Genomic DNA, 10,353 nt, shown 5'->3' with positions numbered 1-10,353 from the left:
TTCAACAACCGAAGACTCCTGGGGCCCATCGGACACATCCCACCGGCAGAAGCCGAGGCCAACTACTATGCAGCGCTGAAGGAAACCGCTATCGCTGCATGACCCCAACCAAATTGCCTCCGGGGTTACCGGGGCGGTTCAAGAATGGGCGGCGTGATTCAAGGGAGTTGCTCCCCAACTCTCGCGGTCAGGCAATCGTATCCTGATGCTTGCACATCGCAAACTGCCGTCACACGAAAGCTGCCATCCCGGCCCTGTTTGACCCTGAATGCAACCTTAGCTCCTTTCGAGAGCTCCGAGAGATCCACGCTCGAGAGCGTGTCGAACCCCATTGTCATCGCCCCCATTCCAACACCATCAATCGGACCATGATCAATCGTCAGGAAGTCACCATCCGGTCCGATCGATATAATCGTACCTTGTCCCTCTCCCGATAGTCCTTGTTTCAATGCCGGGTTCGTAGGCTGGCTTGGTCTCGCAGCTTCTGGTCTCGCGGCCGTGGCGTATGGGTCCGAGGCTTGCCCGCAAGCGACGAGTGTCGATGCCAGCCCACTCAAGATGATGCTCGCCTTCATGCCCTTTATTGTTTTCATGCTGTTTCTCCTTCGATGATTTCGACAGGAACCGGCGAATCCGATCCCGCTAGCGTGTCCAGTTTTCGTCCGACCCAGATATAGTAAATTACGGGGACAACGATCAGGGTCAGAACGGTTGTTGAAATCATACCCCCGAGCATGGGCAGGGCAATGCGGCGCATTACGTCCGACCCCAACCCTTCCGTCAGGAAGATCGGCGTGAGACCGGCCATAACGACTGTCACCGTCATCAGTTTCGGTCGGACCCGCATGGCCGCGCCATGGCTCACGGCGGCGAACAATTGTGCGCGGCTTTCCGGTCGTTCGAGCCTGACCTGCTGGTCGATATAAAGCAGCATGATAACGGCGGTCTCAACGGCGATGCCACCGAGCGCAATGAAGCCCACGGCGACGGCGACCGACAAATTGTAGCCCGCAAGCCAGACCGCCCATAGCCCACCAACCAGGCCGAAAGGCAGTGACATCATGATCATGGCGGTGCGATCAAATTTACCAAAATGCAGCATGAGCAAAAGAAAAATCAGTCCGACAGCCGCCGGAATGGCAATCTTCAACCGGGCATTGGCAGCCTGCATCTGTTCATATTGGCCGGACCATTCCACGGCGTAGCCTGGCGGCAGTTCGACAACATCGGCCACGGCTTTTCTGGCATCAGCAACATAGCCGCCCAGGTCGCGACCGGTGATATCGACGAAGACCCATCCGGTCAGCCGCGCATTTTCCGACCGGATCATGGGCGGACCTTCCGTATAGGCGACACTGGCAATCTCGCCGAGGGGAATATGGGCCCCCTCCGGTGTCGGCACGAGGATATTCTCAAGGTCTGTACTGGTTTCCCGGAACGCGCGGTCATAGCGCAGGATAATATCGTAGCGTTCGCGCCCCTGAACGGATTCGGCGAGTTTCATGCCCCCAAGAGCGGTTTGTATGACCGACTGGAACACACCCATGTCGATGTTTCGGCGGGCCAGCTCAGCCCGGTCCGGTGTGATCTCCAGATATCGGCCCCCGAGAACACGGTCGGCGAAAGCAGACCTGGTCCCTGGAACCTCGGACACCACCGATTCGATCTCTCTTGTAATGCGGCTTATCTCTTCAAGACTGTCGCCGGTGACCTTCACACCAATCGGGGTGCGCACTCCGGTCGACACCATGTCCATACGGATCTTGATGGGATAGCCCCAGGAGTTCACCAGGCCAGGCATCTGGAGCCGGCTATTCAGCTCGTCAGTAATCTTGTCCGGTGTCATACCCGGCCGCCATTCGGATTTCGGCTTCAGCTGGATCCATGTTTCGATCATGGTCAGGGGAGCCGGGTCCGTTGCAGTATCAGCCCGGCCCGCTTTCCCAAAAACACGCTCGACTTCCGGAACGGTCGATATGAGCCGGTTTGTCTGACCGAGGATTTCACGCATTTTGGTTGAGGAGGCACCCGGTAGCGCTATTGGCATGTAGAGAAGTTCGCCTTCATAGAGCGCGGGCATGAATTCTGTGCCGAGACGCTGGACCGGCAGAATGACGCTGGCCATGACCAGCAATGCCAGCCCGATCGTCAACCATTTGAAGCGCAGCGCTGCATGCAGTATCGGTTTGTATAGCCAGATGAAGAACCGGTTGAGCGGGTTGGCGCTTTCCGGTTTCATGCGTCCGCGCAGAAGCCAGACCATCAGGACCGGCACGACCGTCACCGACAGGACGGCGCCGAAGGCCATGGCATAGGTCTTCGTGAACGCAAGGGGCGAAAAGAGACGGTAGCTTTCTCCCGTGAGCGCAAACACCGGCAGGAAGGAAACCGCGATAATCAGCAAAGAGAAGAACAGCCCCGGTCCGACCTCCTGGGCCGCGTGGACCAGGGCTTCTCTTCGCACTTTTGGCGTAGCGGTGTCACCGAGTTCCGACATCCTCCGGCTGGCATTCTCGACCATGACGATTGAGGCATCGACCATTGCGCCGATCGCAATGGCGATCCCGCCGAGCGACATGATGTTGGCCGTCACGCCCTGGCCTGACATGATCAGGAACGCCCCTAGCACACCGAGCGGTATCGTAATGATGGCGACGAATGCTGCCCGGAAGTGAAGGAGGAAAATGAAGACGACCAGCGCCACCACGACTCCCTCTTCCAGAAGTTTTCCTTTGAGGTATTCGACGGCCCCTTCGATCAGCGGTGCCCTGTCATAGACGGTGACGATCTCCACGCCTTCGGGAAGGCCGCGCTGGAGGTCTGCCAGCTTCGTCTTCACGCGTTTGATGACGTCCAGCGCATTCGCGCCGTCCCGCATGACGATGATGCCAGCGACCGTCTCGCCTTCTCCATTGAGTTCGACGACACCGCGGCGCAAGGCCGGTCCCTCGACGATGCGCGCAATATCGCCGAGTGTTACCGGCGTGCCATCCTCGGCCTTGACCACGACCTGTTCCAGGTCCGCACTGCGCTCGACATAGCCGGAGGACCGGATAACGAACTCGGTTTCACCCTGCTCAAGCACCCGCCCGCCAACCTCGCCACTCGCAGTCCTTACCGCTTCAGCGACGCGCCGGATCGGAACGTTGAATGCGCGCAACCGGTTCGGGTCGACCAGAACCTGGAACTCCCGGACGAAGCCGCCGACGGAAGCGACTTCCGCCACGCCCTCGACGCCGGACAGTTCCAGTTTGAGGAACCAGTCCTGCAGGGAGCGCAATTCGGCAAGGTCGGTCCCCCCCGTCTTGTCGACCAGTGCGTATTGGTAGATCCAGCCAACTCCCGTCGCGTCTGGTCCGATCTGCGGCGTCGCGCCTGCAGGCAGCTCAGACCCGAGCCTGGACAGGGCTTCAACCACGCGCGACCTTGCCCAATAGAGGTCCACATCGTCTTCGAAGATGACATAGATGAAGCTGGTGCCGAACATCGACGCCCCGCGCACATCCTTTGTCTTTGGCAGGCCAAGCAGGCTGGTCGATAATGGATAGGTCACCAAGTCTTCGACAATTTGCGGCGACTGGCCCGGAAACTCCGTCCGGATAATGACCTGTGTATCCGTCAGGTCCGGAATGGCATCAAGCGGGGTGTTCTGGATCGCGAGCCAGCCAGCAACCGCAAGCGCAACCGCAAGCGTCATCACAATCAGCTGATTGGCTACAGACCAGGAAATAAGTCTGGCTATAGCCGACAGCGACGGGTCGCGGCCAGCAAGGTCATGATCGGAAGACGCGCTCATTGTGGCGCCTCAGACATGTCGCTCATATTCATCTTCATGGGATCAGGCCACGCGATCTTCTCTGCCTTGACTGTTCCATAGGGATTGGTCAGCTGACCGTCCTGCTGCAGCCAGGCGCGCCCGGTTTCGGTTTCGCGATAGAATGTAAGACCTGCGTCACGGTAATGGGCGGGAGCGCCTTCCATGAGCCAAGGGTCAAGCGCAGTCATCAGGGCCGCCAGGGCATTGCGTGTTGTCAACTCATCCGTGGAGTCCGTAGCGGACATCAGCGCGGTCACCGCGTCTTCGAGGACTGGCGCCAGCCTTGTACCGGTGAACCGCACGCCGAGCGTTTCGCCGGCCTGAATCGCCGGCGCGAGGAAAGCCGGATCGATCGGGTACCCTTCTGTCAGCGCCTCGTGAAAATACAGAGCCATGTCCGTCAGATGGTCGACCTGGGCCAGCGTTCTGGAATTGGTGACGAGTTCGTCAAGGGGCGTGTCCGGATTCCCTCCGGCTGTTGGTCCGCTAAGCTTTGCCAGCCCTTCGCGGAGGTTGACTTCGGAATCGAGCAGGAACTGGCCGCTGGCAACCACCTCTTCGTCAAGCTTTATTCCGTCCAGGATTTCCGTCAGCCCACGCGCGGACACACCGGTTTGAACGGCCCTCGCGTCAAATCTGCCATCGCCAAGTGCGACAACAACATGCGCGCCGGAGCTGTCACGCAGCACGGCTTCGCTCGGAATCGAGAGGCGCGCTTCGCCGTCAAGGTCGAACGTGACATCAGCATAGGCGCCCGGACGCAGCGCGCCCAATGCGTTGTCGACGAGAATGCGCACCTGCGCCGTACGCGTCTTCGGATCGATTGTCGGATAGATATAGTCGACTTTCCCCTTACCCGCCGCGTCCGGTGCACTTGGAATGGAGAGAGATACCGGCAGCCCTGTGTCTATGAAGGGCAGATCCTTCTCCGCGACAGATGCGATGACCCAGACATCGCTATATGACTGGAGGCGCAGAACGGGCGTGCCCGGTTTGACGTAATCACCTTCCCGGACGTCGAGGGATTTCACGATCCCGCCGGTTTCGGCATAGACCGGGACGCGTTCGATGAGCTGACCGGTGCTGGCCAGCTGAGATATTGTGGCGGGTTGCATGCCAAGTGAACGAAGGCGCTGGCGAACAGAGGCGATCCGGGCTTCATTGCCAATCTTGACCGATGCCAGGTAGTCCTTTTGTGCGCCAATCAGGTCGGGACTGTAGATTCGGTACAGCAAGGCACCGGGACGAACCGCATCGCCTTCCGCGCGCACCGTGAGGCTTTCAATCCAGCCTTCAAGCCTTGAGGTCGAGGCTGACTCCGTGCGCTCGTTCGACTGCACATTGCCGTATGCGCGCACCGTCCGTCCGAATGAAGCAAAGCGTGCGCGCGCCGTTCGAACGCCCATGGTCTGCAACATTTCAGACGGCACGGCGATGCCGCTCCCGGCGCTTGGCTCGGCATAGACCGGGATATAGTCCATGCCCATGGAATCCTTCTTGGGAACCGGCGACGTGTCAGCCAGGCCCATCGGATTCTTATAGTAGAGGACGTCCCCCTTGCCCTTGCCTGCTGTGGGTGTTGCCTTGGCAGGTATGAGATCCATGCCGCAGATCGGACAGGTCCCGTCAGCGTCGGTCGATACATAGTGCGGATGCATTGGGCAGGTGTAGGACTGCACCTGCCCGCCGGCATCGGCTGACACATCCGCCCCACGCATCGCTGCCGCGTTGGAGTCAGCGCCGCCACAAGCGGCCAGCAAAAGGGTCAAGGCGAGCGAACTTGTTACAATGGTATTTTTCATGATGTCACCAGAAGGGCATTGAGGCGCTCGGTTGCGCCGTCGCGGCGCGCCGCTTCGGCTGCGGTTTGCGACTGAAGAAGCAGGATCGCGAGTTCGCCATCGATGATCGGCGAATAGTCTCCGGCGCCGGACTCATAGACTGTGAGCAAGGCGTCTCGCTGGTCCTCAAGAGAATGGATCTTCTGCTTGAGGACCGTCAGCGATTCGGCAGCTGCACGCCGAGTTGCCAGAAAGCCCGCATAGTCGGATGCCGCGCGCCTCGCGGCCGCCATGGACAGGGCACGTGCCGCACTCCGGTCCGCTTTGGCCGCGCGCAGCCGGGGTTCCTGGCTCTGCGCAGCCCAGATGGGAACAGTGAATGTCACCATGCCCGAGACCCAGTCATCGCCAGCAAAGGTGGATGCCATGCCACCGCGGCCGTTTTCGCGTTGCTGATAGGTCAGCTGCACGCCCCACTCTGGTTTATATGCGGCGGCCGCCTGATCGACGCCGGCATCGGCAACGCCGACCGACGCCTCTGCGATACGAACAGCATGGAAGGCGCCGGCCTCCCCCGTCCATTCGGCGACGGCCGGCACAGGCGCGGCCGTATCTGGTACCGCGCCGACCAGGTCGACCAGTCTGGCGTCGATATCAGCGCTTTCGGCGCCCAGTTCAGCGAGGGCGCGGTCAATGTCCGCCCGCTCAATATCAACTTGTGCCAGTCTGAACAGTGCGGGGCGGCCGGCATCGATCTCGTTTTGAATGACGTCCGTCAGTTCGGCATACTTTTCGCGCCGGGCGAGCGCGAGGCGACGCTGTTCCAAGATGCGCGTACGTTCAATCAGCGAAATGCGCAGCTCTGCGCGCAATTGGGCATATTGCCAATCGCGCGCCGCATCGGTCTGAACGGCGCGGTTCGTCGCTCCCATCGACTGGGCGTCTCGCAAGGCGCCTGCAGGAAACTGCTGGCGCACCCCCACAGCCTTGTTGGTTGGAAGGAACCTGTCGAAAGCGGGATCGAATACGGGTAGATTGTTGAGGCCGAGCGATACGACCGGATCGGGAAGCGCGTGTCCGGCCGTGGCGCGTTCACGATCAGCGTCGGAGCGATACTGCATGGCATCCAGAGCGGGATGGCGCGCGAGTTCTGCCTCCAGCTGACCGATACTTTGGGCATGCGCATCCGAGAAAGTCGGCGATGCGATACCGGCGGTCGCTGCCAGCAGCAAGACGCGAGTTAGCTGATTGAACATGGATCTTTCCTGGAACTGAAGCAGAAGAACAAAGCAAACGACCGCGAGCCTTCAGGCGCGCGGCAGAGCGATTGTTGTGCTGATCAGATCAGGAGACGTTGTTTCAGGACGAGTGGCGTGAAGGCACGTTGTGCACGCCGCCGCACCGGAGGGCCGGTTGCGAAGCCCTTTATGAAGAAGAGATCCGAGGAGAAATCCCCTGCCGGAATGGCAACAAAATTATTTGTTTCGCCGGGGGCTGAGACATATGGCGCGGGCGCGGCCTGAATGATTGAAGCGATGCTGCAATCACTGCGGTCAGGGCACGGCCCATCCAGATTTCCTGGCTCTGCACCATCCGGTCGAAGTTCATCGTGACAGGTAGATACCTGCACGCTGGTGCCCTTGGACACTGCCGCAACGCTTTCGTCATGCGCGTGGAGATCAGAAGCCATCACCGGGCATGCGACCATGGCGGTCGCGACAAGCACGAGAAGAAGGCGGACGAGGACTAACATTCTATCCTTATACTCATGAAAGAATAAGGCTTCATATACCCTGACACTGTATTTGACTAAATCGTGATACTACTTTTTGCGACCGCCGAGCACCGCAACCAATTCCTCGACCTTTTCTCGTCGTTCGGCGAGATTGTCTCCAGTCAGCGCTGTTTCTACGCAAGTCGCCAAATGATCCTCTAAAATCGCGTTTTCCAATCCACCAAGCGCTGCTTTTATCGCCTGCACCTGGCGTACGACATCGATGCAATACCGGTCGGCTGCAATCATCTTCGCCACGCCGCGCACCTGCCCTTCGATCCGGGCGAGGCGTTTTGTGGCAGCGTCGCGAGTGGTGTCTTTCATGAGCAATCCCTCCTATGGGGTATATGTATATGGTTCAGGTGATCTCAAAGTCCTTGCAGCAGCAGCTGTTGGAGCGACTGACACGATCTGCATGTCGTTCGCAATAACTTACCGGCCCATCACGCCTTAATTTCCTGACCTGACCGTCCGCTTGGATGGGCCCTGTTTGACGACGGCCCTTGTATATACCCCTATGGGGTATTTGTTCAGATGAAGCAACCTTTGGTGGCCAGGCGCATGAACACGTCATCTGACGACCACGCCCATCATCACGCGCCACATTCCGCGCCTTGATGCTGTCATGAAGGCGGAAGGGCCGCAAAGCCGGATACAGCCTATGACCATTTCCCGGATAGCTATTCCGGCACCGTGTGGACTTGCCCGACGCACCCGCAAGTCCGGGAAACCTCCAATATTGGCTGTCCTATCTGCGGCATGTCTCTGGAACCTGAGACTGTTTCGGCTGAAGAAGACACCAGCGAACTGGATGACATGACCCGCCGGTTCTGGATCAGTACAGCCCTCGCCCTCCCCCTGTTCGTCTACGCCATGAGCGACATGCTCCCCGACTGGCCACTGCATGGATGGCTACCCGCAGGTGTTGCGCAATGGATTCAGCTCGCGCTGGCAGCGCCGGTTGTCCTGTGGGGCGCAGTGCCCTTCTTCGTGCGCGCCCGACGGTCTGTCCGGGCAATGAACCCGAACATGTTCACGCTGATCGCGCTCGGCGTTGACACCGCCTTCCTGTTCAGCCTGGTGGCGACTGTGGCGCCCGGCCTCTTCCCCGACAGCTTTCGGGACATGAATGGAAGCGTCCACGTCTATTACGAAGCGGCCGCCGTCATTGTTGCGCTGGTGCTGCTGGGACAGGTTCTGGAGCTGCGTGCACGTCGTTCAACCTCGGGCGCCATCCGCGCACTGTTGCAGTTGACCCCGCCCACGGCGCGGATCATTCGCGATGATCGCCGCGAGGAAGATGTTGACCTGAGCCAAGTGACATCAGGTGATCGGCTACGCGTGCGCCCCGGTGAGAAAGTCCCGGTGGATGGCGAAGTGATCGAGGGGCGTTCGAGCGTCGATGAGTCCATGGTGACCGGCGAATCCATGCCCGTTACAAAAGCAGCCGGCGACAAGGTCACGGGCGGCACCGTCAACGCAACCGGCGCCCTCATTATCGTTGCAACACATGTCGGCGACGACACGGTGCTGGCGCAGATCGTGCGGATAGTCTCGGAGGCGCCGCGGTCGCGGGCTCCAATCCGGCATCTCGTGGATATGGTCGCCGCATGGTTCGTTCCCGCCGTTGTGGCCGTTGCGTTCCTGACATTTATCGTATGGGCCATCTTTGGCCCCGATCCGGCTAAGACTTTTGCGCTGGTCAATGCAGTTGCTGTCCTGACCATTGCATGTCCGTGCGCGCTCGGTCTTGCGACTCCAATGTCCATTATGGTCGGGACGGGTAAAGGCGCCCAGAACGGTATCTTGATCCGTAATGCCGAGGCACTTGAGACATTGGAGAAGGTCGACACGGTCATTGTCGACAAGACCGGGACACTGACCGTGGGCAAGCCGAATCTTGTCACTGTGGGGCTGCCGAGGGCTGGGACGAATCGAGACTGCTTGCGCTTGTCGCGGCTGTAGAGGCTGCGAGCGAGCATCCGTTGGCAGCGGCGATCATGCGAGGCGCTGAGGAGAAAGGTATCAAAGCGAAGTCTGCCCACGATTTTGAATCCGTTACGGGTGAAGGGGCGCAGGCCATTGTGGATGGCAAATCGGTCGCCATCGGCAATGCCAAGATGATGCGCCGGGTCGGGGACTTTGATGAAGCACGGCTCAAGTCGGCCGGGGCTTATCGCAACGAAGGCCAGACGGTCATGTTCGTGGCGGTGGACGGCAAGGCGGCCGGTCTGATTGGCGTTGCTGACCCGATCGAATCAACAACCAGAGAGGCGATCGCGCGACTGCACGCGCACGAACTGACGGTCGTCATGCTGACGGGCGATAGCGAAGCGACAGCCCTTGCGGTGGCTCGCCAGGTCGGAATTGAGGACGTCCGGGCGGATGTTTCTCCCGAGGACAAGAACCGTATCGTTCGCGAGCTACAGAAATCCGGTAAAGTAGTCGCCATGGCCGGTGACGGTATCAACGATGCGCCTGCACTGGCGCAGGCCGATGTCGGTATTGCCATGGGCACCGGCACGGATGTCGCCATGGAAAGCGCGGGTGTCACGCTCGTAAAGGGCGACATGCTGGGCATCGCCAGGGCGATCGAGCTCAGCCATGCTGACAATGCGCAATATCCGGCAGAACCTGTTCTTCGCGTTCTTCTACAACACGCTGGGCATACCGCTGGCGGCGGGCGTTCTCTACCCCGTGTTCGGCCTGTTGTTGAGCCCGATGATCGCCGCCGCCGCAATGAGCCTGTCTTCAGTGTCCGTGATTGCCAATGCCCTGCGCCCTCGCAGTGTGAAACTCTAATGGGCAGTTCGTACGTCAAAGGTAGCCTGACCCTTGCTGAGAGTGTCCGATCTTCTGTGTATGAGTAATTTGGCCCATGCTTCCAAACTGAAGGAGCATGACGACAATGACTATATCCAAGGAAGTATTAGACGAGCTGCTGAGCGGCGTTGAGAACGCGGACGATCTGCTGGGCAACC

Annotated in this window: 5 protein-coding genes and 1 pseudogene; 1 reads left to right on the top strand and 5 read right to left on the bottom strand. The window is 59.7% G+C overall.

Annotated features, from left to right (window positions below; genetic code table 11):
- Positions 1-158 precede the first annotated feature (158 nt).
- From ACESNB_RS04305 to ACESNB_RS04285, 5 genes are all read right to left on the bottom strand, one after another.
- Positions 159-593, bottom strand: coding sequence for a copper-binding protein (locus ACESNB_RS04305; RefSeq protein ID WP_373004350.1), 435 nt, complete (start codon positions 591-593; stop codon positions 159-161).
- A complete protein-coding gene (locus ACESNB_RS04300; protein WP_373004347.1) occupies positions 590-3,796 on the bottom strand; it encodes an efflux RND transporter permease subunit in 3,207 nt (1,068 codons plus the stop codon). Before ACESNB_RS04300 ends, ACESNB_RS04305 begins: the two co-directional genes overlap by 4 nt.
- Entirely contained in the window at positions 3,793-5,619 is a 1,827-nt protein-coding gene (locus tag ACESNB_RS04295) for an efflux RND transporter periplasmic adaptor subunit (protein WP_373004345.1), read from the bottom strand. Before ACESNB_RS04295 ends, ACESNB_RS04300 begins: the two co-directional genes overlap by 4 nt.
- The gene (locus ACESNB_RS04290; RefSeq protein ID WP_373004342.1) at positions 5,616-6,854 is read right to left on the bottom strand and encodes a TolC family protein; all 1,239 of its coding nucleotides are present in this window, start codon (positions 6,852-6,854) and stop codon (positions 5,616-5,618) included. Before ACESNB_RS04290 ends, ACESNB_RS04295 begins: the two co-directional genes overlap by 4 nt.
- Before the next feature lie 566 nt (positions 6,855-7,420).
- Complete coding sequence (locus ACESNB_RS04285) at positions 7,421-7,696, bottom strand: metal-sensitive transcriptional regulator (protein WP_373004340.1); 276 nt, start codon at positions 7,694-7,696, stop codon at positions 7,421-7,423.
- A 336-nt stretch (positions 7,697-8,032) separates the two neighbouring features.
- Between ACESNB_RS04285 and ACESNB_RS04280 the strand changes: the two are divergent.
- Positions 8,033-10,174: pseudogene (locus ACESNB_RS04280) on the top strand (copper-translocating P-type ATPase); the annotation flags it as partial.
- Between the last annotated feature and the right edge of the window lie 179 nt (positions 10,175-10,353).

It is taken from the genome of Hyphomonas sp. (assembly GCF_041689225.1).
Classification (GTDB): Bacteria; Pseudomonadota; Alphaproteobacteria; order Caulobacterales; family Hyphomonadaceae; genus Hyphomonas.
The sequence above is the reverse complement of the archived record's forward strand: the minus strand, read 5'-3'. Positions and strand labels throughout refer to the sequence as shown.